The sequence below is a fragment of the Burkholderia seminalis DSM 23518 genome (assembly GCF_902832885.1).
In the GTDB taxonomy this organism is placed as follows: Bacteria; Pseudomonadota; Gammaproteobacteria; order Burkholderiales; family Burkholderiaceae; genus Burkholderia; species Burkholderia seminalis.
Genome location: NZ_CADFDK010000003.1, coordinates 212,349 through 238,352, shown reverse-complemented (window position 1 = coordinate 238,352; position 26,004 = coordinate 212,349). Strand labels below are relative to the sequence as shown.

Sequence of the window (26,004 nt, the reverse complement as noted above, 5' to 3'; positions counted from 1 at the left end):
AACAGAGTATGATAATGACATTATCATGTTCATCACATGATTCGACAGACCCGGTCTCCGGCGCAGGCAGCGTGCCCACCCTGCCGCCCGGCGCCGGCTTTCCCGTCCGTGCCCGCGATCCGCGGCGATTGAGCGAAACCCTTATGCCAGCGCAGTACTTTCGAAACCTGACCGGAAAACACCGCAGCGCGACCGCGAACCGTCAGCTCGGGTTTTCGCTGGCCTTCGTCGCCGGCGCGGCCAATGCCGGCGGCTTTCTCGCGGTCAAGCAGTACACGTCGCACATGAGCGGCATCGTGTCCGCGATCGCCGACCAGACGGCGCTCGGCGACGTCCGGCTGGCCCTGGCCGGCATCAGTTCGCTGGGGTCGTTCCTGTTCGGCGCCAGTTGCTCGGCGATCCTCGTCAACTGGGGGCGCCGCCGCGGGCTGCATAGCCAGTTCGTGCTGCCGCTGCTGGTCGAGGCCGCGTTGCTGCTCCTGTTCGGGCTGCTCGGCAGCCACCTCGCGCTGTGGGAAACCTTCTTCGTGCCCGTGACCGTGACGTTGCTGTGCTTCATCATGGGGCTGCAGAACGCGACGATCACGAAGCTCTCGGGCGCGGAGATCCGCACGACGCACATGACGGGCATCGTGACCGATCTCGGCATCGAGCTCGGGAAGCTGTTCTACTGGAACCGGTCGGCCATCGACGTCGACGCGCATGCGGTGATCGCCAACCGTTCGAAACTGAGGATTCACGCGATGATGCTCACGTCGTTCTTCGTCGGCGGGCTGGCCGGCGCGATCGGCTTCAAGCATGTCGGCTACGTATCGACGGTGCCGCTCGCCGCGGTGCTCGTAATGCTCGCGATCGTTCCCGTGATCGACGATCTGCTCGCGCTGCTCCGCGGCAGCCGCTGATCGGCCCCGAGGCCCTCGTTCCGGCGGCGGCACCGAAGTCGGATCGATTATAATTTGATTAACATACCGACCACGCTCGACCCGTCATGGAAACGAAAACCGCCCGCCTGACCGTCCTGATCGACCCCGCGAAGAAGGAAGCCTTCGAAATGCTCTGCGCGGAGCAGGATCTCACGCCGTCGCAAGTCGTCCGGCAACTGATCCGCGACTATCTCGACCGGCACGGCGTCACGTACAAGACCAAGAGCGCGCTCGGCAAGCGCGTGAAGTAAACGCGGCCACACCGGCCGCGCCCGCGACGGCGGTCACACGCCGGTCATGCGCCGATTTCCCATCGCCCGCGCGCTTGCGCGCGCCGCGCCAGCCGCCGCGGATCGACGTTCTCCCCTGCCTTCATGCGCCTCGCCGTGGCCGCCAGCTTCAGCGTGCCGGCCTGCTCGCACGCGAGCGCGCGTTCGAGCAGGATCCGCAACGACGGCAGCCGGGTGTCGTGCTTCCATGCGAACGCGACGAAGTTGTTGTCGTCGCCGCACGGCACCAGCGTATACGACGCGCCGAACACCGTTCGCAGGTGCTCGAGATGCCGGGGCAGCGCCGGATCGTCGTCCATCAGGTTGATCGCCAGCACGCCGGTGTCGCCCAGGCGCGCGCGGCACGCGTCGAGGAAGGCCGGGCCGGTACACCGGCCCGGCGTGCCGTCGGCGACGAACGCGTCGTGCAGGATCACGTCCGTCCGGACGTCCGCCCGGTTCACATGATCCGCGCCGTCGGCGCATATCACCGAGAACCGTGCATCATCGGCGGGAATCCTGAATATGTCGCGCAGCGCGATCACGTCCGGATTGATCTCGACCGCGTCGATCGCCGTACCGGGGAGGTGCCGGTAGCAATATTTCGCGAGCGAGCCGCCGCCGAGCCCGAGCATGCAGATGTGCGCAGGCTCGGGCTGCAGCAGCAGAAAACCCATCATCACGCGCGTATAACCGAGCTCGAGCCGCACGGGATCGCGCAGCGACATGAAGCTCTGCGTCGCGAAATGATCGAAGTGCAGCGACAGCGCATGCCGTGTCTCCAGCACGAACGGCCGGCCGTCGTTCAGCGGCGTCGCCAGGAATTTGACGAACGCGTCGTAGGAAGCTGGATCGTCGATCATGGGCGGGCAATCAGGCGAAAACGGCCGGGCGCGACGTGCGCTCAGGCCTTCTTCAGGTAGCAGGCCTTCAGCATGAAGCCGCCCATGTCGGTCTTGCAATCGACTTCGTGATCGCCGCCGACGAGCCTGATACTCTTCACCTTGGTACCCATCTTCAGCGTGATCGACGAGCCCTTCACGCGCAAATCCTTGATCAGCACGACCGAATCGCCGTCCGACAGCACGTTGCCGTTCGCATCCTTGACGACGTCACCCGCCGGTTCGTCGACCACTTCGGCACCCGCCGACCATTCATGGCCGCAGTCGGCGCAGACGGTCAGCGTGCCGTCCGGGTAAGTGTTTTCCATCGCGCATTGCGGGCAGGCGGGGGCGGCGTTCATTGCAGCTTCCATTCGGGAGGAGTTGGATCGATCAGGAAAATGCCGGGCGGGCAGGTTGCGCACCCGGCCGGTCATGCAACCGGGACACGCCTGCCAGGGACGCGCAGGTCGCCATCGGCGCACACGACATTATAATGCAATACACATATCCTGACCGATGCATTATAATCCTCGACTTCACGATATTCAGCGAACTTGAAGGCAGCTTTACTGAGGATGTCTGCAAGTTCGCACCGGATCGCGCGCCGCGCTCCCGCGGAAAACCGCGAAAGCCCGGCCCGACGGTGCACGCCGCACATCGATCCCGCCCCCGTCCGGAGGATTTCCAGCATCGTGGCAACCGTTGTGTACGTTCAGATCGGCTCGGCGTGGAACCGCAACCGCGGTGCCGCCGCCCGCGACGCAACCGCCGACGCAGCGCGCCGCTTCGAAAGCGACATCCTGCTGATCGCGAACGGGCTCAGCGGGAACGCGAAGGACAGCGCGGCCATCGCGTCGCTGCAGGTACACGGCGGCACGTCGGCCCAGGTGCTGGCCACCGGGCCCGATGAAGAAGCCGCGCTGCACGCGCTGCTGCCGCTGCTCCAGGCGCGCTGATGCTTGCGCCACCCGTCTCGCGGCATTGCGCCGCGCCCCCCGAATCTCCACTCCCCGAGGAAGCGATGAGCGATACCGACATGTCCAACACCCCCAACCTGTCCGCCTCCGCCATCTGGGCGCTGGAACGCCTCGCCGATGTCCGCTACGGACGCGATGCGCCGGCACTCGGCTGGTCGATCGCGCGGGAGCTCGTCAGCGCCGGCTTCGTCAGTCATCCGGTGCACGGCCGCTCCGGCGCGTCGATCACGGCCGAAGGGCGGACCTTCCTGAAAAGCCGGAAATAGGCCGCCGCCCGCGAGCGGCCTTGCCTTGCACGGGAGGAGCCCGATTGCCGGTTGCGGCCGCACGGGGTTCCACGGCGGGGATGCCCGCGGCCATGCGGATTGCCCGTTGCATCGGGCAACAGCGGCCGCGCGACGCCGCCACCGCCGCGCAGGGGTTTTGATATGATTTCGGCGCCTTGACGGCCTGGTTGTTCTGTTCAACCCTGTTCCGGAAACCTCGATGCCGCCGGTCTCTTCCCCGCCCGTTCTCGACACGCCCCGCCTCGTCCTCGAAGGCCATCCGCTCGGCGACTTCGACGCGCTTGCGGCGATGTGGGCCGAGCCGGCGGTCGTCGCGCACATCTTCAACGGCCAGCCGTCCGCGCCGCGCGATTCGTGGATGCGCATGCTCGCGTATCGCGGGCTGTGGCCGCTGCTCGGCTACGGCTACTGGGCGATTCGCGAGAAGGCGTCAGGGCGCTATGTCGGCGATCTCGGCTTCGCGGATTTCCACCGGAACATCGAGCCGTCGGTGCGCGGCGTGCCGGAAGCCGGCTGGGCGCTCGCGAGCTGGGCGCACGGCAAGGGCTACGCGACCGAGGCGCTCGCGGCCGCGCTGGCGTGGCTCGACGGGCAGCAGCGCTTCGAGCGCAGCGTGTGCCTGATCGCGCCGACCAACGTCGCGTCGATCCGTGTGGCGGAGAAGGCCGGGTATGGCGAACCGGAACGCATCCGCTTCAACGACGCCGATTCGTTGCTGTTCTCGCGCAGGCGTCGATAGACGCGAATACCGCGTTAATCCGGCGGCCGCCTCACTCCGCTGCCGGTTCGTAGAAATGCCTGAAAAGACTGTCGTCCATCGGCCAGCAGTTTCCGCATTCATCGAGCAGGATCCAGTCGCCCGGCTTCACCGTGCGCCAGCCTTCCGGCGTCGCGATGGCCCAAACGCCGTGACGGCTCTTCACCCGGTCATGATCGCCGTCGGCGAACCACCGTGTTGCATCGACATAACTGGTGCGTTTTCTGAATCTCATGCCATTCCCAAAGGAAGCGAATATCCGCTTCGTGTTGCCGGACGGGAAACGGATCGGGTGCCCGCGCGGAAAGCGCGGCTCGAGGCGGCGGTGCCGCCTTCGGCGCGATGATCCCCGCGTGGATTTCGTGTGGCGCGACCCGGCTCCCCGCCCCGCGCACCTGCAACGAATCGCGATCCGTCCGGCGCGCGCGACAGGTGCCGAAATTGTAGGGACGGATACTCGGCGACATTGGTAATATTTTGTAATGATATGTCGAGTAACCTTGCCTGGCCTCGGTTTTGCCCATACAGACGACGGGGGGAACAACGGATTTTCCGCAAACGTTTTCGTCTGAAGGATGCCCAATCGCGCATCCTCGCCGGCCCCGCGCCGGCTATCGCGCCGACCGTTTCGGCCAAACGTGCGTCTGCACGCCGACAGCCATTCGCCGCTTCGCCAGGCAGCGGCGGTCCCCCCATCGATACGCTCACCGAACGAATCAGATTTCGTCACATTCCGTCCGAATGTCGCGCAGTACCATGCACGTCGCGTCGGCTACCCCGCGTTCGGACTGGGCCTGACCGCTCGCCACTTTCCCGTTTCCCCCTCGTTCCGCGATGCCCATCCGAATCCTGCTCGTCGAAGACGACGTCCCCCTGTCCGCGCTGATCGCCGACTATCTGCGCCAGCATCATTACCAGGTGGACACGCTGTCCGACGGCACGGGCGCGGCGACGACGATCATCGCGAGCCGCCCGGACCTGGTGCTGCTCGACATCAACCTGCCGGGCAAGGACGGCTTCGAGATCTGCCGCGCGGCGCGCACGCAATACGACGGCATCCTCATCATGATGACGGCCCGCGACGAACCGTTCGACGAGTTGCTCGGCCTGGAACTGGGCGCCGACGACTTTCTCCGCAAGCCGGTCGAGCCGCGCATCCTGCTCGCGCGGATCAAGGCGCAGTTGCGGCGGGCACGCCCGCAGCCGGCCGACCGCCGGCCGGAATCGCCGCAGCGGTTCACGTTCGGCAAGCTCTCGATCGACCGCACGGATCGCCGCGTCCACCTTCCCGACGGCAGCGTGCCGCGCCTGACGTCGACCGAATTCGACCTGCTGTGGGCCCTTGCGTGCCGCGCCGGCGAAGTGGTCAGCCGCGCCGACCTGACGTTGCTGCTGCGCGGCATCGCGTTCGACGGCCTCGATCGTTCGATCGACGGCCGCATCTCGAAGCTGCGCCGCAAACTGCGCGACGACGCGACCGAGCCTAAACGGATCAAGACCATTCGCTCCAAGGGTTATCAGTTCAGCAAGCACGCGTGGGAGTGACGCGGTGCGTGTGCAACCCTAACGTGTTCGTGCTGCGACGGCGCCAGGCGCCGACTTCATGCAGCGCATCGGCGGCCGTGAATACGGTGCGGCCGAACCGTTCGGTCGGAATGCGCGACAGCGCCGTCAGCAGGACCGCGAGACTCTGCAGCCCGCTTTGCATGCCCGGCGCGTCGGGCGTATCGGTCTCCGCATGCGGAGACGTCGCGTCGGGGGGCTCGCGCGCGGTCGTCGGCACGCCTCCACTCGATGTAACCGCCTTCCACGGTCCGCGCCGCCAGACGGATCGTCCGGCCCCGACGGGGACGAAATGACAAACGCTTGAAAAAGCGGATACCCGACGTCGTCGACGGCAACGCGAGCCTTCGCGCCGGTCACGACTCTTCCGGGCGCGTTTCGGGCCGCCCGCCGGCACCGTCGCGGCCGGCGACCCGCTTCGCCAGTTCGAGATAGTTCCGCGCAAGCTCGCGCAGCTCGTCCTCCGACGCGTCCTCGATTCCGATCAGCTGGTCGTTTGCCGCACGCGTCACGGCGACGAGTTCGTCGAGCTTCAGGTGCAGCGCAACGCTGTCGCGGTTCTGGTTGCGTTGCAGCAGGAACACCATCAGGAACGTGATGATCGTCGTCCCGGTATTGATGACGAGCTGCCACGTGTCCGAAAAATGAAACACCGGCCCGCTGGCGAGCCACAGCGCAGTCACGGCGACTGCACTGCCGAACGCGATCGGCGAACCGGCCCACAAGGTCACGTGCGACGCGAAACGTTCGAAGGCACGCGTGACGGGATGTCTGGCCGGTACCACCCGCCGGTCGGCCGCGGCTGCGCCGCCCGCATGCACACTTGCTCGTGATGATTCGTTCGATTCGCGCATGGCGCCTCCCGGACAAGACTGTCGGTCATGGCGCGAGCAGGCACGGGCCGCGAGCGCGCGGCTGCGGTGCGGCCCGCATGCGGGCGCCATCGCCGAGCGAGCATTTCGTGTGCCCGGCAGGTGCCGTCCCGCACGCGACGACGCCGCGCTCAGTCCCGCAACACCGCCACCGCCTTGATCTCGACGATATAACCGGGCGAGCCGCCCAGCATGTGCGCGCCGACCGCCGTCCATGCCGGTTTCGGATCGGCGTGCAGATACCGGTCGCGCACCTCCATGAACAGCGGCAGGTCGCGCATGTCGGTATGGAACGTCGTCAGGTCGACCACGTCGCCGAACGATGCGCCGGCCGCCTCGAGCACGAGCCGCAGGTTCTCGAACGCCTGCACGATCTGCGCCTCGCGGCCGTCGACCTGTTGCATCGCCGCGTCGCGGCCGATCTGGCCGGACACGTACAGCGTGTCGCCGACCTGCAGGCCCGGCGCGTAGCCGATTTTCTCGTACACCGCTTCCATTCCCGCCGGAACGATGGCTTTGCGATCACGCATGGAGGTCTCCGTGGCCGGCGGCGTCGCGCCGGCCGTCTGGTTGTCGATGAAAGCGGTCGATGGACGAAGTCCAGCGGCACGCCGCTCAACCCGTATCGCCGCCGGCGACCGGCAGCACCGTGCCGGTGATGTAGCTCGCCTCGTCGGACGCGAGGAACAGGATCGGCGCGATCTGCTCGTCGAGGCTGCCATAGCGCTTGAAGTACGTCGACTCGGTCACCTGCCGCACGGCCTCGGCCATCCACGCCTGCTCCTGCGCGCTGTCGCCGGCCGCATTGCGCGGCACGCGACGCGGCGGTGCATGCGTGCCGCCCGGCGCGGTGGCCACGACACGGATGTTGTGCGCCGCGTACTCCATCGCGAGCGCCGACGTCAGCGCATTGACGCCGCCCTTCGCCGCCGAGTACGGCACGCGGCGAATCCCGCGGGTCGCGTTCGACGAGACGTTGACGATCGTGCCGCCGCCGCGCGCGATCAGGTGCGGCAGCACGGCGTGACAGGCATAAAGCGTCGGCATCAGCGAGCGGCGGATTTCCGCGTCGATCTGCGCCGGCTCGAATTCGGCGAACGGGCGCATGCGAATCGCGCCGCCGACGCCGTTGATCAGGATGTCGATGCCGCCGAACGCCTGCACCGCGTATGCGATCGCCGCCTGCGCGCCTTCGTAGGTTTCGAGATCGGCGACGCAGCCCGCCGTCTCGCCGCCGCTCGCCTCGGCCGCCACCTCGGCGACGAAATCCGCGCGATCGACGAACAGCACCCTGCCGCCCTCGGCCGCCGCGCGCAGCGCGACGCCTCGGCCGATACCCTGCGCCGCGCCGGTGACGACGACGACCTTGCCGGAGAATCGTTGCATGATCATGCCGCCTTTGCCGTGAGGTTGGGCGTGAATTTCTCGTAGTGGAAGCTGTTCGGCTTCACGCCTTCGTCGTCGAAATACTTGCGCACCGCGTCGACCATTGGCGGCGGCCCGCACAGATACACGTCGACATCGCCGTCGTTCAACGCGTCGGCCGGAATGTGCTGCGTGACCCAGCCCTTGCGCGGATGGTCCGACGCGGCATCCGCGACGACCGTCGCGAAGCTGAAGTTCGGCAGCTTCGCCGCATAGGCCTCGATCGCGTCGACCAGCACGAGATCGAGATCGCGCGTCACGCCGTAGATCAGGTGCACCTTCTGCCGCGAGCCGCCGCGCGCCAGCACCTCGAGCATCGACAGGAACGGCGCGAGGCCGGTGCCGCCGGCGAGGAACAGCAGCGGCCGCGCGACGTCGCGCAGGTAGAAGCTGCCGAGCGGGCCGTGCAATTGCAGCGTGTCGCCCGGCCGCGCCGATTCGAGCCACGTGCTCATCACGCCGCCGGGAATCTTCTTGATCAGGAAGCTGACCTTCGCATCGGCCGGCGCCGACGAGAACGAATAGGAGCGGTGCTGGCCGCTCGCGGGCACGTCGATGTTCACGTACTGGCCCGGCAGGAACGCCGGCGCGGCGGCGCCGACGTCGAGCTCGAGCACGACGGCCGCGTCGTTGTGCTGTTCGACCTTCGTGACCGTCGCGGCAAAGCCGCTCTGGCCGGTCTTGCACGCGACCGACGAGGTCGGCACCGCGATCACGCAATCGCTTTGCGGCACCATCTGGCACGTCAGCACGAGGCCGCCGTCCTTCTCGTCTTCGGTGAGCGCGTCGTCGATGTAATCGTCGCCGAGGTCGTAGCGGCCGCTTTCGGCGCGGCACTTGCAGGTGCCGCACACGCCGTCGGAGCAATCCATCGGCAGGTTGATCTTCGCGCGGAAGGCCGCGTCGAGAACCTTCTCGCCGGCCTTGCAATCGATGAAGCGGGTTACCCCGTCCTCGAAGTTCAGTGCAATCGTGTAGCTGGACATGGTGTCGCCTCCACTTCCTTTCATCACAAAACGACGGCGTCAGACGTGATAGACGTCGAGCACCTGCCGGATGTAGTCGTTCTTCAGCACGATCTTCTTGTGCGAGATCAGCAGCGCATCGCCCGCCCGGCGCAACGTGACGAACATCGTGCCGAAGAAGTGGTCGGTCACGCGGTAACGATGGTTCAGCGTGTGAAAGTTGTAACGCACGTCCACTTCGTCATCGCGCTCGGCCAGCACCTCGACGTTCGTCACGTTGTGGCTGGTACGCGGCTCGGGCGTCGATGCGCCGCTGCGCTCGGTCTTGATCCGGAACACGCGGTCCTCGAGGCCGCCGCGGTCCGGGTAGTACATCAGCGAGATCTGGCTCTGCGGGTCGTCGGTCGGCCGGTCGTCGTCGTCCCACGCGGGCATCCAGTACGTGACGTCCTCCGAATAGCAGGTCAGCCACTCGTCCCACTGGCGATCGTCGAGCAGCCGTGCTTCGCGATACAGCGTCGTGCAAATGGTCCGGTAATCGAAGCTCATGCCGCCACCTCCCCGCGTTCCTTCTTCAGCGCATCGCGCATCACGTGCACCCAGTGTTCGTGCTGGCACACGAACAGCCCTTCGTCCTCGCTGCGCTCGCCCGAGATGCGCGGGTTCAGTCCCATCTTCGTCGCGTTCTCGTCCGGCCCGTCGACCCACAGCGGCGCGCCGCGCGACAGGTCGTTCCACATCGCCGTGACGCCGGCATAACCGGCCTGGCACGCGCGGAACTCCTCGAGATCGTCGGCGGTGCCCATGCCCGTGACGTTGAAGAAATCCTCGTACTGGCGAATGCGGAGCGTGCGATCGGTGTCGCTCTCGCCCTTCGGCGCGAAGCAGAAGATCGTGACTTCGGTCCGGTCGACGCCGAGCGGCCGCACCACGCGGATCTGCGTGCTGAACTGGTCCATCAGGAACACGTTCGGGTACACGCACAGGTTGCGTGTCTGGTTCACGATGAAGTCGGCCTGCACGTCGCCGACGCGCGCGCGGATCTCGTCGCGATGCCGGTACACGGGCCGCACTTCCGGGTTCATCGTCTGCGTCCACAGCAGGATGTGGCCGTTGTCGAAGCCGTACACGCCCGCGACCGACTTGCTCCAGCTGTTCGCGTCGACGGCCTTGGTGCCGTCTTCCTTGCGGCGGCCCATCGTCGCCGCATAGTTCCAGTGCACGGTGCTGACGTGGTAGCCGTCGCAACCGTTCTCCATCTGCATCTTCCAGTTGCCTTCGTAGATGTAGGACGAGTTGCCGCGCAGCACTTCAAGCCCGTTCGGCGCCTGGTCGACGATCTGGTCGATGATCACGCGCGCTTCGCCGAGGTAGTCCTCGAGCGGCAGCACGTCGGGGTTGAGGCTGCCGAACAGGAAGCCGCGATAGCTTTCGAAGCGCGCGACCTGCTTCAGGTCGTGCGACCCGTTCGTGTTGAACTGCACCGGATATTCCGTCGTCTTCTCGTCCTTCACCTTCAGCAGCTTGCCGGTGTTCGAGAAGGTCCAGCCATGGAACGGGCACGTGAAGCTGCCCTTGTTGCCGTGCTTGCGGCGGCACAGCATCGCACCCTTGTGCGCGCACGCATTGATGACCGCGTGCAGCTCGCCGGCCTTGTCGCGCGTGATCACGATCGGCTGGCGGCCGATCCAGGTCGTGTAGTAGTCGTTGTTGGCCGGAATCTGGCTTTCGTGCGCGAGGTACACCCAGTTGCCCTCGAAGATGTGCTTCATCTCGAGCTCGTACAGTTCCGCGTTCGTGAAGATGTCGCGGCGGCAGCGGAATACGCCGGCCTCCTTGTCGTCCTGCACGGCGGTGGCGAGCAGGTGATCCAGTTCGTTGGTGGGGTCGATCGTGGCGGACATGTTGTCTCCTTCCATGCGCGTGCCGCGTCCTGCAAGCACGCTCGCATCGGTTTCGGTTGAATCTCGCGGAAACCCGGCCGGCGGCGGCGCATGCGCGCCGCGCCGCCAGGCGGTTACGCCGTCGCGGCTGCGCGCGGGCGGTGGACGATCTGGTTGTCCTGGCCCTGCACCAGCGGCGTCAGCACGAAGTTGAATTCGATGTCCTGGTAGGCATCGGCCTTCATGCCGAGCGCCGTGCCGCCGGTCTTCCCGACCACGGGCGGGATCAGCTCCTCGCGCGTCGCGTACGCGAAGTCGTCCCAGATCAGCGGATCGCCGTCGATGTTGAACTGCGTCGTCAGCTTGCGGTGATCGGGGCTGTCGACGAAGAAGTGCACGTGCGCCGGGCGGTTGCCGTGGCGGCCGAGGCCGTTCAGCAGTTGCTGCGTCGCGCCTTGCGGCGGGCAGCCGTAGCCGACCGGCATCAGCGTGCGAAATTCGTACTTGCCGTCGGCACCCGTCTTCACCGCGCCGCGCAGGTTGAAGTCGGTCTGCGCGCCGGTCGGGTCGAAGTGCGAATAGAAGCCCTTCGAGTTCGCGTGCCAGCATTCGACCACCGCGCCCGCGACCGGCTGGCCGTCGAGGCCCGTGACCGTGCCATGGATCACGAGCGGGCCCGCGCCGTCGTCCGCGTCGAGATCGATCTTCGACACGCCGTCGCGAACCGGCGCGCCTGCGACGTACAGCGGCCCTTCGATCGTGCGCGGCGTGCCGCCGTCGAGGCCGGCGGCCTGATCCGCGGCGTCCATCCGGATGTCCAGGTACTTCTCGAGACCGAGACCGGCCGCGAGCAGCGCTGCCTCGCCATCCTGACCGAGCTTGTTCAGGTAGTTGACGCCGGCCCACACTTCGTCGGGCGTGATGTCGAGATCGTCGATCGCCTTGAACAGGTCGCCGAGCAGGCGCAGCACGACCTGCTGCGTGCGCGCGTGACCGCCGGCGCCGCCCGCGTTCGACGCGGCCTTCAGCAGATCCTGCACTTCCCGGGTTTCGAAAACTTTGACGCTCATGATGGTGTCTCCACGTGTATTTTGGGGGAATGACGGCTTTGCCTGACTCGGGCTAGCGCGCGACTCGCACGAGTCCGTCGCGGGTGAAACGCCTGACCTTGTCTTCGTCGAGCTCGATGCCGAGACCGGGGCCGTCCGGCACGGCCAGTTCGAAGTCGCTGTAGTCGAGCGGCTGCGTCAGGATCTCTTCGGTGATCAGCAGCGGCCCGAACAGCTCGGTGCCCCACTGCAGGTTCGCGAAACTCGCGAACAGGTGCGCGGACGCCACCGTGCCGAATGCGCCTTCGAGCATCGTGCCGCCGTACAGCTCGATGCCGGCGGCATCCGCGATCGCGGCCACGCGCTGCGCGGCGAAGAGGCCGCCGCTCTGCTCGATCTTGATCGCGAACACGTCCGCGCCGTGATGCTTCGCGATGTCGAAGGCGCTGTCGGGGCCTTGCAGGATTTCATCGGCCATCAGCGCGACCGGGAAACGGCGCATCAGGCGCGCCAGCGCCGCGGCGGACGCGACCGGCTGTTCGACCAGTTCGCAGCCCGCATCGCCCAGCGCGGGAATCGCGCGCGCGGCCTGCGTTTCGCTCCATGCCATGTTCACGTCCACGCGCACCGACGCACGATCGCCGACGGCCTTCTTGATCTCGGCCACGTGCCGGATATCCGTCTCCGGCGACTTCGCGCCGATCTTCAGCTTGAACACGTTGTGGCGGCGCAGGTCGAGCATCCGCTCGGCTTCGGCGATGTCGGTGGACGTGTCGCCCGACGCGAGCGTCCATGCGACCGGCAGGCGATCGCGCCGGCGGCCGCCGAGCAGCTCGCCGACGGGCACGCCGAGCCGCTTGCCGTGCGCGTCGAGCAGCGCGGTTTCGAGCGCGCTCTTCGCGAAGTGATTGACCTTCGCGAGCTTGCCGAGGAAGGCCATCAGCGTCTGGATGCGCGTGGCGTCGCGGCCGACGATCGCCGGGGCGAGGTACGCATCGATCGCGAGCTTCATCGCCTCGGGGCTTTCCGGGCCGTACGCCATGCCGGCGATCGTCGTGCCTTCGCCGAGGCCCGTCACGCCGTCGCTGCAGAACACCTTCACGAGCATCAGCGTCTGGCCGTGCATCGTGGCCACCGACAGCTTGTGCGGGCGGATCGTCGGCAGGTCGACGAGGCGGGTTTCGATGCGTTCGATGGTGGCGGAAGACATGGCGCGTGCGGCTTGGGGGCTGTTCATGGAACGGATTTATACGCGGCGGGGAAATGGGGCGTCCAATACTTTTGGTCGCCGAATTTCATACCTGACAGGTATCGAACCTCGGCAATATGCGCGTATTATTGCGACGCACCATACCTATTTTGGCTAATTAGAGAGATACGGAGCCTTGCTGGAGCGGGGTGTGCGCGAATGCGCGCTACGGTGGGGGAAGCGGTGCGCCGCGGTCGCCCGCGCACCGGCCATAAGCGAGGAAATCGGCGGTCGATACGGGAAGATCAGGGTTTTCCTGAGGGAAAAAACTGCCGGACCGTGGCGGCACGACGGGCCGCCGTGCCATCGTCGGTCAGCGGCAGGCCGCCGCGATCGTCGCCTGCCATTGCGCGGCGACGCCGGCGTAATCGTCGACCTTGAAAGCCGAGCCGTCCTGGACATGGACCCAGCCAAGCGTGCGCTCGGACAGCGGCTTCTCGTGATCGTCCGTCGCGACCTTGACGATCGCATGCGCACGGACGTGCACGACACCGTTCGGATAGTCGGACGACGGGTTCGCCAGTGTCACCGTCACGAACGGCCCGAGGTCCTGCAGCAACTGCGCGGCCGGCGGATCGTCGGCCAGCAGCAGCGCGCCGCCCTTCACGCGGTCGTCCACGCGGATGGCCGTGCCGCCCGGCCGCCGGTGCGCGGCGGTCGGCAGCGACATCCACAGCACGTGCGCCGGGTTGAGATAGACCACGTCGGGGTCGCCCATCGCGTCGCGCGTTTCAATCCGGGGTATCGGCATCGAGCCTCTCCAGTCGAATATCGGGCACCGCGTGCGGGTGCGTCGGCACCATGATGATGCCGCACGATGTCGGCTTGCCGCGCGTGTTCCGATGAATGGCGCGACGGCCCGCGAGCGGGGCGCCGCGCCATGCGCACGTCACTGCGTTGCCGGCGCACCGATACCGTCGATGTCGGGCGCCCAGCCCGTCGGATTCGAGAACTTCAGCGTGTTGGCGCTTCCTTGCCTGAACGTGCCCGTCACCGTCACCGTCGACACGTTCCCCCATCCGCCCGTCGACGGGAACGACACGGACACGGGCGCCGCGCCGTCGAAACCGAGCTGCGCGCTGCGCGGCGTCGAATCGCCGTTCACGTAGGCGATCACGATGCTGTAGGTGCCGTCCGCCGGCACCGAAATGCCGTTGATCGCGAGCGTGCCGTTGCTGGTCCCGTCACCGTTGCCGATGTAGCCGACGTCCTGTCCGCGCGAACACGCGCCGCATGACGACACGCGCGCCGCCCCGCCGAGCGTGTTGCCGGCTGCCTCGGCCTCGTAAGCCAGCGGCGGCGGGGGCGGAACCTTCACCGGGCCGGCCACCACGGCGACCGACGTGACGTCCGGTGCCGCCGTCGTACCGCCGGTGCCCGACAAGGTCAACGTGTTCGGCCCGGACTGCAGGTTGACAAAGACCGTTACCGTGCCGACGGTATTGCCGGTGGGCGGAAACGCGAGCGTCGTGCCGTTGCCGCCGTTCGCCGCGAGCTGTGCGCTGGCGGTTTCCGTCCCGGTGTTCAGGTAGGCGATCTGGACATAACCGCCCGCCGTTTGCGAGGTCACGTTGTTGAACGTCACCGCGCCCAGGCCCGTCACCTTCTTGCCGCTCGCACACGCGGCGCAGTCCGCGACCGTCGCGCCGCCCGACAGCGTGCCCGGCAGGTAGGCGGTCGACGGCAGGTCCGTGCCGCTCAACACGAGCATCACGGTGCCGCCGGCCGGCACGCTCGCGGCCGTGTAGGCACCGGTCGCCGCGCCGAGATCCTTGTGCGCCCAGACATCGCGGACGGTCGCCGACGTACCGGCCGCGAAGCCCAGTTGCTGCCACGTCACCGTGATGTCGCTCGCCGCCGTGCCGTTATTGAACAGCAGCACCGCGCGTTTGCCCGCGCCGGCCAGCAGCTTCGCCCACACCTGCTGCCCGTTGGCATCCGCGACCTTCAAGCCCTGCAGGCCCAGCATGTCCTGGTCGATCGCGATCAGCTCGGGATTGGTGAGCAGGCTCGCCGTATCGCTCGACAGCGACTTCGACAGGTCGTTGCCGAGTATCATCGGCGCGCCGGCGATGGCCCACAGATTCACGTGCGCCAGGTCGTTCGCCGCCGTCATGCCCATGCCGGCCACCATCATGTCCGGATCGTTGTAGTAACCGGTGTGCTGGCCTTCGGGGTGATAGTTGCCGTTGAAGTTGCCGAGCACCGAGCCGAACTTCGGCACCCCGCTCCCCGGCCCGTAGATGTCGCCCGTCGTGCGCCACGAAGTCGCGATCCCCGCGCCCCAGTCCCAGGGCCCCAGGTTGTAGTCGGGATAACCGCTCTTGCCGAGCGTGCCCCAGTCGCACATGTTCAGCACCAGCCGCTTCCCGGTGGCGACATAGGCTTTCTGAATCGCCTGCGAGATCGCCGTATAGGCTTGCTGCGGATCGTATCCGGCCGCGCTGCCGCCGCACCAGTCGACCTTGACGAAGTCGTAGCCCCACTGCGCGAACTGCAGGAAGTCGTGATCGTGGTGCGCGTAGTCGCTGCCGACGAAATGCGTGCCGTTCGTGTTTCCGCAGCCCTGCGGCCCGGAGTCGATATAGATGCCGGCCTTCAACCCCTTGCCGTGAATGTAGTCGGCCATCGCCTTCATCCCGCCCGGCCACTGGTTGGTGGGATTGCCGTTCATGTCGACGTTGAGGATGAAGTTGCCGTTCGCGTCGCGCTTTCTGGACGTCCACCAGCCTTCGTCGATGTTCACATACTGGTACTTGTTGCCCGTCGCGAGGTTCGCGTTCAGCGCGGCCAGGCCGTCGGCCTGCGCCTTGATCGTATCGAAGCTGACGTTTTCCTCGAGGCTGTTCCACGACGACCAGCCCATCGGCGGCGGATTCACCGCGATCTGCTGCAGTGCGGTCGGCGACGTACCGGTGGGGGTCGTGCCGCCGCCAGTCGTCGACGTCGTGCCGGTGGTCGAGGTCGTCCCCGTCGCCGACGTGTTCGTTCCCGGCGACGAACCGACATCGTCGCCGCCGCATGCCGACAGGCCAATCGCTGCCGCCACGAGGCATATCATCAACATTCCTAAATGATTGACCCCCTTCATCTTCGTCTCCCGATTGTTGTGAACGACGCACGCCAGTCAGCATCGTGCGCGTACGCAGATTAATGACGTTCGTTTCCCCGTTTCAATCTTTGCGGCACGCGGTCACATATTGGGAGATGACGGTGTTCCGGTCGCCCATCGCGTTGACGTCGATGCTTGCCGCGATCGTCCGCGAAAACCCACTCTTTGGACACTTGATCGACCAGGCGGAAACAATCCGCGTCGTTATTGCCGGTTTGAAGTAAAACCGGACAGGCGTGCCGCTACGCTCGCGACGTTGCGTGCGCGAGCTTCGCCACGCGTTCGTCGTACCCCCCCGGATACGCCGTGGCATCGGGCCGCGGCCGATAGACGTGCGGCCTCCACGGTTCCGGTTCGAGGCTCGGCAACAGGCGCACCAGGCGCCCCTGCTGGACGTACGGCCGAACCAGGTACGCCGCGCACCGGCCGAATCCGGCTCCGGCTCATACGGCCTCGATCTCAGCCTCGGTGTCGTCCGTCAGACAGGCCGGCGACAACGGCACGAAGTGTGGTTCTCCGCGGAAGATCCATGGCCACGCGCACCCGCTCCCACGATCGATCAGGCACGTCACCGGCATCGCCTCGAGTTAATTGCGGAATGGGGCTGCCAGGCCAAAGCGCATTCTTGAAAATGACTGCAATCGGGGGCGCCAGATATCCTTTGCGGATCGATAACGGCCGATCCGATCACGCGTGACCGAAAGTCTTCGCGCAGGTTTTCACGCCGGGCCTTCAGATCAGGCACCGGTCCCGCCGCACCAGCCACACCTGCAGTGTCATCAAACAGAATGCGGTAACAAAACTCACAGCGACTGTTCAGTTTCCGCACACCGCATCGCGAACACGCCCCAATCCATACGCCTCCCGCGCGTGGGAAGAAACCCGGATAGCCCCGTTTCGCCCTGCCCGCCTACCCTCGCGGGCATGCTGGAGCGGGCCGCGCGTTGCCCGATCCGGCGATCCGAATTTCCACAGGAGCGCACATGGATAGCAGCAACACCGCACTGTTCGACGCCGACATCTGGCGCGGCAAGATCTTCACCGGCCGCTGGGACGCGAGCCCGCACGCGGCCGACGTGATCGAACCGGCGACCGGCAACACGCTCGGCCGCATCGGTCTCGCCGACGGCGCGGCCATCGCGGAAGCCGCCATCGCCGCCCATCGCGCGCAACCCGCATGGTTCGCCCTGCCCTACGACGAGCGCGCGGCGGTGCTGCGCCGCGCGGCGGCCGTCGCCGAAACGCATTTCGATGCGATCGTCGACTGGCTCGTGCGCGAAAGCGGCTCGACGCGCGCGAAGGCGTCGTTCGAAACGTCCGTTACGATCAAGGCATTGCATGAAGCAGCCGGGCTGCCGTCGCGCGCAGCCGGTGAAGTGCTGCCGTCGGCGGCCGGCCGGCTGTCGCTCGCGCGCCGCCGCCCGCGCGGCGTGGTCGGCGTGATCTCGCCGTTCAACTTCCCGCTGTACCTCGCGCTGCGCGCGGTCGCACCGGCGCTCGCGCTCGGCAACGCGGTCGTGCTGAAACCCGATCCGCGCACCGCCGTGTGCGGCGGTGTCGCGATCGCGCGCGTGTTCGAGCTTGCCGGCCTGCCCGAGGGCGTGCTGCACGTGCTGCCCGGCGACGGTGCGGCCGGCGCCGCGCTGGTCGCCGATCCGCATGTCGCGATGATCCAGTTCACCGGCTCCACCGCGGCCGGGCGCAAGGTCGGCGAAGCGGCGGGCCGCCATCTGAAGAAGGTATCGTTGGAACTCGGCGGCAAGAACTCGCTGATCGTGCTCGACGACGCCGATCTCGACCGCGCGGTCGCCAACACCGCGTGGGGCGCGTATCTGCATCAAGGCCAGATATGCATGGCGACCGGCCGCGTGCTCGTGCAGCGTGCGATCCACGACCGCTTCGTCGCGAAGCTCGTCGAGAAGGCGCAAAACCTGCGCGTCGGCGACCCGGCTACCGGCGACGTCGGCCTCGGACCGTTGATCAATGCCGCACAATGCGACCATGCGGCGAGCGTGGTCGATGCAGCCCGCCGCGCGGGCGCACGCGTCGAGACGGGCGGCGGCCATCGCGGCCTGTTCTTCGAGCCGACCGTGCTGAGCGGCGTCACGCCGGGCAATCCGGCGTTCGACGAGGAAATTTTCGGGCCGGTCGCGATCGTCGTGCCGTTCGATACCGACGAAGACGCGATCACCCTCGCCAATCAAACCGAATATGGGCTGTCGATGGCGATCCTGTCCGCCGACGTCGGCCGCGCGCTGAGGATCGGCGAACGCCTGAACACGGGGCTGCTGCACATCAACGACCAGACGGTGAACGACGAAGTGATCAATCCGTTCGGCGGCGTCGGCGCATCGGGCAATGGTGCGAGCATCGGCGGCAGCGCGAACTGGGAAGAATTCACGCAGTGGCAGTGGCTGACGATCAAGGGCGAAGCGCCGTTGTACCCGATTTGACGAGGAGACCGACCATGTACACCGAAAACGATACGCGCGCCGTCACCGCGGCCGTCGCACGCGCCGCCGGCGCGCCCTTCACGATCGAATCCGCGCGGCTCCGCGCGCCGCGCGCCGACGAGGTGCTGGTACGCGTCGTCGCGACGGGCCTGTGCCACACCGACCTGATCGTGCGCGACCAGTACTACCCGGTACCGCTGCCGGCCGTGCTCGGTCACGAAGGCGCCGGCGTGGTCGAGGCGGTCGGCCCGGACGTGAAGACGCTCGCCGCCGGCGATCACGTCGTGCTCACCTACGGCGCGTGCGGCCACTGCGCGTCGTGCGTCGGCGGTCACGGCGCGTATTGCCGGCAGTTCTTCGCGCTGAATTTCGGCGGCGCCGACGCCGACGGGCAGACGGCCATCCGCGACGAAGCCGGACAACCGCTGCACGATCATTTCTTCGCGCAGTCGTCGTTCGCGAGCTACGCGCTCGCACGCGAGAACAACGCGATCAAGGTGCCGAAGCAAGCGCCGCTCGAACTGCTCGGCCCGCTCGGCTGCGGGATCCAGACCGGCGCGGGTGCGGTGATCAACTCGCTCGCGGTGCGCCCCGGCAGCAGCTTCGCGAGCTTCGGCGCGGGGGCGGTCGGCATGAGTGCCGTGATGGCCGCACGCATCGCGGGTGCGACGACGATCATCGCGGTCGACATCGTCCCGTCGCGGCTCGCACTGGCGCTGGAACTCGGCGCGACGCACGCGCTCGACAGCCGGGAAGTCGACGTCGTCGCCGCGATCCGCGAGATCACCGGCGGTGGCGTCGACTATGCGCTCGAATCGACCGGGCTGCCGGCGGTGCTGTCGCAAGGGATCGACGCGCTCGGCTCGCGCGGCACGATGGGCGTGGTCGGCGCGCCGAAGCTCGGCACGAAGGCCGAATTCGACGTGAACAGCCTGCTGCTCGGCGGCCACACGATCCGCGGCATCGTCGAAGGCGACAGCGTGCCGCAGACGTTCATTCCGCAACTCGTGCAACTGTATCTGCAGGGGCGGTTTCCGTTCGACCGGCTGGTGAAGTTCTATCCTCTCGAGCAGATCAACCAGGCGGCGGAAGACAGCAGCACGGGAATCACGCTCAAGCCGATCCTGCGCTTGCCGCATTGAGCGCACGCGGGCGCCGCGCGTGCCGCCGACGCCTCGCGGCGGCACGCAACGACGCCCTCGGGGAAGGAAAATGCCGCATTCCGGGCACCGGGCTATATTACGCATTCGCTCGACACGCCGGCGCGGCACGCGCGCCCGGACCTTCGACCCACATGGAGCGCAGCGTGAACATGGCCCCCGAATCCCCTGCACGGCCGGTCGACCTCGACCGGCTCCGCGCCCGCTTCGCCGCGGGCGAGCCGCTGCCGGACACGGCGTTGCCGGCCGGCGTCGCGCGCTCGTGGCTGCGCTCGCGCGATGCCGGGCTCCGGCCGTGGCAAACCGCCCGTTATGAAATGCAGCGCGAGCACGACGAATCGCGCGCGGACCGGCGGCTCTATCGCTGCGTCGCGCAGGAAATCGAGCCGCTGTGGGCCGCATTCGGCGGCAGCGAATGGACGATCATGTGCGTCAATCCGCACGGCACGGTCGTCCACGCGCGACGCAGCCCCCAATGCGACGACGCGCTGCTGACGCCGATCGTCGCCGGGCGCCGGATCGTCGAACCGAACATCGGCACGACCGCGCCGAGCTGCGTGATTCACGACGGCGTCGAGACCATCGTCGCGGGCGCGCAGCATTATCTCGACGCGTTCTCGCGGGTGTTCTGTCTCGCGGTACCGCTGGTCGGCTTCGACGGTGAAGTCATCGGCGCGCTCGATATCACCGGCACCGGCCGGCGCAATGTCGCGCAACTGCTCGAGCCGTTCCGGCATGCGTCGCTGTCCGCCGAGCAGCGGCTTTATGCGATGCTGCGCGACTGCCATCTGCTGCAGGTGCAATACGATCCGCGCTGGCTCGGCACGCCGCTCGCCGGCGTCATTGCGCTCGACGGGTCCGGCCGCGTGCGTGCGGTGAGCCGTCCGGCGCGCCGGATGCTCGACCTCGCGCCCGAAGGGCCGGCCGCACCGGTCGAGCTCCGGCAACTGTTTCCCGGTGCGACGCCCGCGCAGCAGCGTCGCTTGCTGACACCGTCGCGCACGCCGCAGCGGATCGCGCGCGACGATGGCAGCCACATCTGGGTGCGCACCGTGCGCGCACCGCTCGATCGGGCGACCGCCGCGCGCCACGCCGACGTGCTCGCCGACGCGGCGGACGTGTGTCACGCGGCGCCGGCCGTCAGCCCACCCGCCAGCGTCAGCCTGCGCGAACAGTCGCTCGACGCGATCCGCCGGGCGCTCGACGAGCATGACGGCAACGTGTCGGCGGCCGCGCGGCAACTCGGCATTTCACGCACGACGCTGTACGCGAAACTGCGGCAGCGCGATGCGGCGGGGCTCCCATACGACGCGCCGCATTGACGACGCGGGACGAAGCGGGCCGCATGACAATGGCGCTTGGGGCCCGTTCATGCCGATAACGGGCTTGCGCGGCCCCTAAGCCACTGCCTGCCGCGCATGAAGCCGCAACGCGAGCCACGCGATCCCGACCGCGAACGCGCCGACCACGCCGCCAAACGTGCCGATCCACGGCAGCCCGTAGTCCCCGGCGATATGGTTGCCGAGCAGTGCACCCGCGCCGATGCCCACGTTGTACAGCCCGGAGTAGATCGACACCGCGAGGTCGGTCGCGTCCGGCGCCAGCTTCAGCACCCACGCCTGCATCGCGAGGCCGAAGCAGACGATCGCGCCGCCCCACACCAGCGTATGCACGGACAGCGTGACGATGTTCAGCGCGCACGGGAACAGGACCAGCAGGCAACCCGACAACGCGACGATCGACGTCAGCAGAAACCGGTCGGGATCGCGCGGGTACGCGCGATTGAAGCAGAGCGCGGCCGGCAGGCCGGCGATGCCGAACAGGATCAGCACGTAGGTGATCCGGCTGCTGCTCGCGTGGTTCACGCTCTGGACGAACGGCTCGATGTACGTGTACGACGTGAAATGCGCGGACACGACCAGGACGGTAATCGCGTAGAGCGCCACCAGGGCCGGCTTGCGCAGGAACACGCCGATGCTGCTCAGCGAGCCGGCGCCCTGGCTCGGCAGGACCGGCAACGTGGCGCGCAACACCAGCGCCGCGCCGGCCGCGGCGCCCGCGATGATCAGGAACGTGACGCGCCAGCCGAACGCCTCGCCGATCACGCGGCCGAGCGGAATGCCGGCGACCATCGCGATCGCCGAGCCCATCGCGATCAGGCTCAGCGCGCGGCTTTTGCGGTCGCTCGGCGCGAGCCGCACCGCCAGCGGGACGGAAATCGACCAGAACACCGCATGCGCGCACGCGATGCCGAGCCGGCCGATCATCAGCACCGTGAAATTCCATGCGACGCCGGTCACGATGTGGCTGCCGATGAACACCAGCAACGCGCCGACCAGCAGCTTGCGCCGTTCGACGTGACGCGTGACGAAGGTCAGCGGCAGCGACACGACGGCCACCGCCCATGCGTAGATCGTCAGCATCAGGCCGACGGCGGTCGGCTGCATCTGCAGGCTGTCGCCGATCGCGCTGAGCAGCGCGACCGGCACGAATTCGGTGGTGTTGAAAATGAAGGCGGTGAGTGACAGGGCCAGTACGCCCCACCACGAGTGCCTGGAACTGATGGCGTCCGGTGTTGCCATGCGTGGAATCGACGAGACGAGGGTTGGGGGTGTGTACGGCACGGGCGCGGCGCGGAAAGCGGCACAGAAGGCCCGGCCCGGCGCATCGGGCGATTGTACCAGCGGCGCCTGACACGTCGCCGTACCGGCGGCCGGACATGGCGACGACACGGCCATGCGCCGATAATGTCTCCATCGACCACGATTCCCGCGGACGCTTCGCCCGCCTGTCACCGGACCAGGAGATTCACATGCGCATTGAAACGTCGTTTCTGTTCGATCTCGACGGCACGCTCGTCGACAGCGTCTATCAGCACGTGCTCGCGTGGAAGGAAGCGCTCGACGCGGAGGGCATCGAGCTGTCGGTATGGCGCATCCACCGCAAGATCGGGATGAGCGGCGGCCTGTTCCTGAACCAGCTGCTGCGCGAGACGGCGGGCGACATCGACGCCGAGCGTGTCGAACGGCTCGCGCGGCTGCATGCGGCCGCCTACCAGCGGCTGCGCGCGCAGGTGCGTCCGCTGCCGGGCGCGCGCGAACTGCTGGCCGCGCTGTCCGGCGCGGGCATCCGCTGGGCGATCGCCACCAGCGGACGGATGGAAACGGCCGCCATCAATCTCGAGGCGCTCGGCGTCGATCCGGCGAAGCAGGTGGTCGTCACGCGCGATCAGGTCAAGTATGCGAAGCCGGACCCGGACCTGTTCCTGACTGCCGCCGCGCAGTTGAACGTGCCGATCGAGCACACCGTCGTGGTCGGCGACAGCATCTGGGACATGCTGGCCGCCGCCCGCTGCCGCGCGCTCGGCGTCGGGCTGCTGTCGGGCGGCTACGGCAGCGACGAACTGGAGCGCGCCGGCGCGCTGCGCGTGTACGACGACCCGGCCGACCTGCTGTGGCATCTCGACGAGATTGCCGCGCGGCCGTAGGCGCCCGTTCACCGCGCCCGGCTCGTTCGGCGCGAGCGCGCGTTCCCGTCGAGCCTGACGTCATGCGGCCGGCCTCGTCCGGCCAGGCGGCCGCGTGCGCGATCGTTCGCGGCGCGGCGCCCGGCTTCGATTCATCGAATCGAAATAATCGCAATCGCCGTTGACCATTGCGATTTCAATATTTTAATTAGCGCCTGCTTTCCCGGTGTTTTTAAAACAGGCTGGAAGATTCTTGAAAAAACGAATTGCCTCTCATATAACGAATACACTTCGCTTCCGTTTCACAATCGCAGTATCGGAATCGTGAAAACGCAAGCGACATACCGCGCCGAACCGGCTGGCCGGCGCGATCCCGCAATGCCAGAAGGCCCGCACATGGTATGGGGCCGGGGTTGCGATGCTTCGTCTCTGCACCCTTTCCGCCATTTATCCGGGGACCTTTAAATGCGCACGGATCTTTCACCTTCATAACGCTTCGACAGAAGCATTACATCGATTTATTCGATCTCACGTATCGGCGGGCGCATTTTCGTGCCGACGTCTCGTGAAGACCTGCGCTGCCGCTCAATCGGCAGGCATTGTTTCGTCCGGTTTTTTCGGCAATAGACGACGCGAGGATTTCGATGAATCAGCTCAGCGAACGGGCGAGCGCCGAACTGCGCGCGCCCCACCTGGAGCGCGCGCTGCCTATCCGCGTGCTGCATGGCGAGACGGTGAACGATTACGAACGGAAAGTGCAGACGACCTATGCCGGCAGTCCGGACGACTGGCGCAAGGCGATCGGCGAGTACCTGCTGTTCCAGTTCGGTGTTTACGACGATCCCCGCTCCACGCCGCCGATCTCGCTCGACGAATCGGGCATGCGCTACTTCGAACGCCAGCTTCACCTCGCGGGCTTCGACGCCCCGGCTCCCGCGCGCGTCGAGCGCATTCTCGACATCGGCTGCGGCTGGGGCTACATCCTCAAGTATCTGGCCGGCCGCTTCCCCGACTGCCTGTGTCTCGACGGGGTCAACGTCAGTCGCGAGCAGCTCGACTACTGCGCACGTTTTCATGCGCAGCACGGGCTCGCGGGCCGCATCAACCTCTATCAGTGCAACGCCCAGGACGTCGATCGACTGCCCGATCCCGCGACGCCGTACGATCTCGTGATCATTCGCGGCGTGATCTCGCATTTCCCGAACGCACTGTACGAAAAGGCGATGCGCGCGCTGCATGCCCGCGTGCGCCCCGGCGGATCGGTGGTCATCTCGGATAATCTGTACAACGTCGATCTGAGCGAATATCAGTCCGACACGCCGGACGAGATCGACCGGATCGCGTGCAAACACCGCAAGACGCCCGATTATTTCAGGCAGGTGCTGGTCGACGCCGGGTTCGCCATCCGCGACATGCGCGTGCTGCCGTCGAACATCGACGTCGCGCGCTGGCTGATGGACGCCAAGGCCAACATCGATCGCCATTTTCCGCACCATGCGCCGGACACGCTGGAAGAACTGCGCGTGCTCGCCGAAAACTGGTCCGTCGCGCTGATCAAGAACAAGGTGTCGACCTACAGCGTCGTCGCGGTCAAGCCGGACGCATGACCGGGAGACTCGCATGCACGCCTCCCAAACGCCACGCATCGCGAGCGCCACGCAGACGCTGGTGCTGCCGCTGCCGCGTCTGTCGCTGCCCGTCGCACGGCACCAGCGGCATGAAGCGATCGAGCGGCAGCTCGCGATCGACGACTACCCGACCATCCTGCAGCACTATCGCAGCGAGGCAGCGGCGCGCCGTTTTCTCGCGCAGCGCATTCCCGCCTATGGCAGCCTGTGTTACCCGAATGCGCGGCCCGATCGCGTGTACACGATCCACCGCATGATGCACGTCACGACGCTGATGGACGACGCGTTCACGCATCTCGCGCGCACCGGCGATCAGGCGGGGCTCGACACGTTGCGCGAGCATTTCCTCGCGGCCGTCGACGGCAAGCTGCCGCCGGCCGACGCGCCTTCCGCGCGACTGCTGCACGACACGCTGCGCCTGATGCGCACCGCGGGCGACGCGCGCCCGGACTTCTGGCAGCGGTTCGTCGAATGCATCCGCGACCAGATCCGCACCCAGGCCAATCCGACGGCGACCGACGCGTCGCGCCTGTCGCTCGCCGATTATCTGGCGTTTCGCCGGGTCGAGGGATTCGGGCACTGGATCACCCTGCTCACCGAATACGCGCTCGACATCGACATGGGCGAGCGCCTCGCGAAACACCCGGCACTGGCCGATGCGCGCGACGCGGCGATCGATTCGGTGATCCTCGTCAACGACCTGTTTTCGTTTCGCAAGGAGTGGTCCGCGCACGAGCGATTCAATGCCGTGTGGATCCTGATGCGCGTCGAGCAACTGGACGTCCAGGCGGCGCTCGACCGGCTGGCCGCGCTGTGCACCTCGAACGAGCGCCGCCTGATGGACGCGCGCGACGCGATCGCGACGGGCGAGCTGGCAGGCGACGCCGACACGCAGGCGTACGTGACGGAACTGGGCTACATGAGCGCCGGCAACGCGGAATTCCACGCGTTCAGCACCCGCTACCACGGCGACGATCTCGGCGGCGGGCGCTTCGCCGGCGGCGAAGTCGCGATGACGGCGCTGCCGACGCTCGAGGAAATCGCGGCGGCGGAGCGGCACGATTCGCACCGGTGACCGGAGA

27 protein-coding genes are annotated in these 26,004 nt (G+C 67.1%); 12 read left to right on the top strand and 15 right to left on the bottom strand.

From position 1 onward, the window contains the following. Nucleotides 1–143 precede the first annotated feature (143 nt). Complete coding sequence (locus HWX00_RS11685) at nt 144–902, top strand: YoaK family protein (RefSeq protein ID WP_034190046.1); 759 nt, start codon at nt 144–146, stop codon at nt 900–902. 86 nt (nt 903–988) lie between these two features. Beyond that, a complete protein-coding gene (locus HWX00_RS11680; RefSeq protein ID WP_034190045.1) occupies nt 989–1,174 on the top strand; it encodes a ribbon-helix-helix protein, CopG family in 186 nt (61 codons plus the stop codon). Nucleotides 1,175–1,218: 44 nt separating this feature from the next. Here the strand turns inward: HWX00_RS11680 and HWX00_RS11675 are convergent, their stop codons facing one another. Together HWX00_RS11675 and HWX00_RS11670 are read right to left on the bottom strand one after the other, a co-directional pair. Continuing rightward, nucleotides 1,219–2,055, bottom strand: coding sequence for a class I SAM-dependent methyltransferase (locus tag HWX00_RS11675; protein ID WP_034190044.1), 837 nt, complete (start codon nt 2,053–2,055; stop codon nt 1,219–1,221). Nucleotides 2,056–2,096: 41 nt separating this feature from the next. Next, nucleotides 2,097–2,435 carry a zinc ribbon domain-containing protein YjdM gene (locus tag HWX00_RS11670; protein WP_175028232.1) on the bottom strand — a complete coding sequence of 113 codons (339 nt, stop codon included), beginning with the start codon at nt 2,433–2,435 and terminating at the stop codon, nt 2,097–2,099. Between the two features lie 333 nt (nt 2,436–2,768). Between HWX00_RS11670 and HWX00_RS11665 the strand changes: the two genes are divergently transcribed. The 3 genes from HWX00_RS11665 (at nt 2,769) to HWX00_RS11655 (ending at nt 4,079) form a co-directional block, all read left to right on the top strand. After that, complete coding sequence (locus HWX00_RS11665) at nt 2,769–3,032, top strand: HPr family phosphocarrier protein (protein WP_034190042.1); 264 nt, start codon at nt 2,769–2,771, stop codon at nt 3,030–3,032. Between the two features lie 65 nt (nt 3,033–3,097). Further along, entirely contained in the window at nt 3,098–3,319 is a 222-nt protein-coding gene (locus tag HWX00_RS11660) for a hypothetical protein (RefSeq protein WP_034190041.1), read from the top strand. Between the two features lie 220 nt (nt 3,320–3,539). Next, nucleotides 3,540–4,079, top strand: coding sequence for a GNAT family N-acetyltransferase (locus tag HWX00_RS11655; protein WP_034190040.1), 540 nt, complete (start codon nt 3,540–3,542; stop codon nt 4,077–4,079). A 31-nt stretch (nt 4,080–4,110) separates the two neighbouring features. Here HWX00_RS11655 and HWX00_RS11650 read toward each other — a convergent pair whose 3' ends face one another. Continuing rightward, nucleotides 4,111–4,332, bottom strand: a complete 222-nt coding sequence (locus tag HWX00_RS11650; protein ID WP_034190039.1) for a hypothetical protein — start codon at nt 4,330–4,332, stop codon at nt 4,111–4,113. 599 nt (nt 4,333–4,931) lie between these two features. Here HWX00_RS11650 and HWX00_RS11645 point away from each other — a divergent pair. Beyond that, complete coding sequence (locus HWX00_RS11645; protein WP_175028234.1) at nt 4,932–5,642, top strand: response regulator; 711 nt, start codon at nt 4,932–4,934, stop codon at nt 5,640–5,642. Here the strand turns inward: HWX00_RS11645 and HWX00_RS36785 are convergent. From HWX00_RS36785 to HWX00_RS11590, 11 genes are all read right to left on the bottom strand, one after another. Further along, nucleotides 5,620–5,880, bottom strand: a complete 261-nt coding sequence (locus HWX00_RS36785) for a hypothetical protein (RefSeq protein ID WP_226193849.1) — start codon at nt 5,878–5,880, stop codon at nt 5,620–5,622. The genes HWX00_RS11645 and HWX00_RS36785 overlap by 23 nt on opposite strands. 136 nt (nt 5,881–6,016) lie before the next feature. After that, complete coding sequence (locus tag HWX00_RS11635) at nt 6,017–6,514, bottom strand: low affinity iron permease family protein (protein WP_049030435.1); 498 nt, start codon at nt 6,512–6,514, stop codon at nt 6,017–6,019. Between the two features lie 149 nt (nt 6,515–6,663). Then, complete coding sequence (locus HWX00_RS11630) at nt 6,664–7,062, bottom strand: RidA family protein (protein ID WP_175028235.1); 399 nt, start codon at nt 7,060–7,062, stop codon at nt 6,664–6,666. A gap of 85 nt (nt 7,063–7,147) precedes the next feature. Further along, a complete protein-coding gene (gene benD, locus HWX00_RS11625) occupies nt 7,148–7,924 on the bottom strand; it encodes a benzoate diol dehydrogenase BenD (RefSeq protein WP_175028236.1) in 777 nt (258 codons plus the stop codon). Next, nucleotides 7,921–8,943: a benzoate 1,2-dioxygenase electron transfer component BenC gene (benC, locus tag HWX00_RS11620; protein WP_175028237.1), complete on the bottom strand. Its 1,023-nt coding sequence runs from the start codon at nt 8,941–8,943 to the stop codon at nt 7,921–7,923. Before benC ends, benD begins: the two co-directional genes overlap by 4 nt. 39 nt (nt 8,944–8,982) lie before the next feature. Further along, nucleotides 8,983–9,471 (bottom strand): benzoate 1,2-dioxygenase small subunit, encoded by a 489-nt coding sequence (gene benB / locus HWX00_RS11615; RefSeq protein WP_034190024.1) that lies wholly within the window; start codon nt 9,469–9,471, stop codon nt 8,983–8,985. Then, nucleotides 9,468–10,826: a Rieske 2Fe-2S domain-containing protein gene (locus tag HWX00_RS11610; protein ID WP_124669511.1), complete on the bottom strand. Its 1,359-nt coding sequence runs from the start codon at nt 10,824–10,826 to the stop codon at nt 9,468–9,470. The genes benB and HWX00_RS11610 overlap by 4 nt, the downstream gene beginning before the upstream one ends. A gap of 113 nt (nt 10,827–10,939) precedes the next feature. Beyond that, complete coding sequence (gene catA, locus HWX00_RS11605; protein ID WP_175028238.1) at nt 10,940–11,875, bottom strand: catechol 1,2-dioxygenase; 936 nt, start codon at nt 11,873–11,875, stop codon at nt 10,940–10,942. A 52-nt stretch (nt 11,876–11,927) separates the two neighbouring features. Next, on the bottom strand, nt 11,928–13,064 hold the full coding sequence (locus HWX00_RS11600; RefSeq protein ID WP_175028239.1) for a muconate/chloromuconate family cycloisomerase: 1,137 nt from the start codon (nt 13,062–13,064) through the stop codon (nt 11,928–11,930). A gap of 352 nt (nt 13,065–13,416) precedes the next feature. Then, nucleotides 13,417–13,854 carry a hypothetical protein gene (locus HWX00_RS11595; RefSeq protein ID WP_154233787.1) on the bottom strand — a complete coding sequence of 146 codons (438 nt, stop codon included), beginning with the start codon at nt 13,852–13,854 and terminating at the stop codon, nt 13,417–13,419. A gap of 138 nt (nt 13,855–13,992) precedes the next feature. After that, complete coding sequence (locus HWX00_RS11590) at nt 13,993–16,152, bottom strand: alpha-galactosidase D (RefSeq protein ID WP_244131167.1); 2,160 nt, start codon at nt 16,150–16,152, stop codon at nt 13,993–13,995. A gap of 1,046 nt (nt 16,153–17,198) precedes the next feature. On the opposite strand from HWX00_RS11590, the gene HWX00_RS11585 reads away from it, so the two are divergent. The 3 genes from HWX00_RS11585 to HWX00_RS11575 all read left to right on the top strand — a co-directional run bounded on the left by HWX00_RS11585 (nt 17,199) and on the right by HWX00_RS11575 (nt 21,150). Further along, complete coding sequence (locus tag HWX00_RS11585) at nt 17,199–18,668, top strand: benzaldehyde dehydrogenase (RefSeq protein ID WP_175028240.1); 1,470 nt, start codon at nt 17,199–17,201, stop codon at nt 18,666–18,668. 14 nt (nt 18,669–18,682) lie between these two features. Then, complete coding sequence (locus HWX00_RS11580) at nt 18,683–19,810, top strand: NAD(P)-dependent alcohol dehydrogenase (protein ID WP_034190018.1); 1,128 nt, start codon at nt 18,683–18,685, stop codon at nt 19,808–19,810. Nucleotides 19,811–19,980: 170 nt separating this feature from the next. Then, on the top strand, nt 19,981–21,150 hold the full coding sequence (locus HWX00_RS11575; RefSeq protein ID WP_226193877.1) for a helix-turn-helix domain-containing protein: 1,170 nt from the start codon (nt 19,981–19,983) through the stop codon (nt 21,148–21,150). A gap of 75 nt (nt 21,151–21,225) precedes the next feature. On the opposite strand, the gene HWX00_RS11570 is transcribed toward HWX00_RS11575, so the two are convergent. Then, complete coding sequence (locus tag HWX00_RS11570) at nt 21,226–22,410, bottom strand: sugar transporter (protein ID WP_059561142.1); 1,185 nt, start codon at nt 22,408–22,410, stop codon at nt 21,226–21,228. A gap of 230 nt (nt 22,411–22,640) precedes the next feature. On the opposite strand from HWX00_RS11570, the gene HWX00_RS11565 reads away from it, so the two are divergent. The 3 genes from HWX00_RS11565 to HWX00_RS11555 all read left to right on the top strand — a co-directional run bounded on the left by HWX00_RS11565 (nt 22,641) and on the right by HWX00_RS11555 (nt 25,997). Beyond that, nucleotides 22,641–23,315 carry an HAD family hydrolase gene (locus HWX00_RS11565; RefSeq protein WP_034190015.1) on the top strand — a complete coding sequence of 225 codons (675 nt, stop codon included), beginning with the start codon at nt 22,641–22,643 and terminating at the stop codon, nt 23,313–23,315. A gap of 623 nt (nt 23,316–23,938) precedes the next feature. Then, nucleotides 23,939–24,901: an SAM-dependent methyltransferase gene (locus HWX00_RS11560; RefSeq protein ID WP_034190014.1), complete on the top strand. Its 963-nt coding sequence runs from the start codon at nt 23,939–23,941 to the stop codon at nt 24,899–24,901. Nucleotides 24,902–24,914: 13 nt separating this feature from the next. Then, a complete protein-coding gene (locus HWX00_RS11555; protein WP_175028242.1) occupies nt 24,915–25,997 on the top strand; it encodes a terpene synthase family protein in 1,083 nt (360 codons plus the stop codon). Nucleotides 25,998–26,004 lie beyond the last annotated feature (7 nt).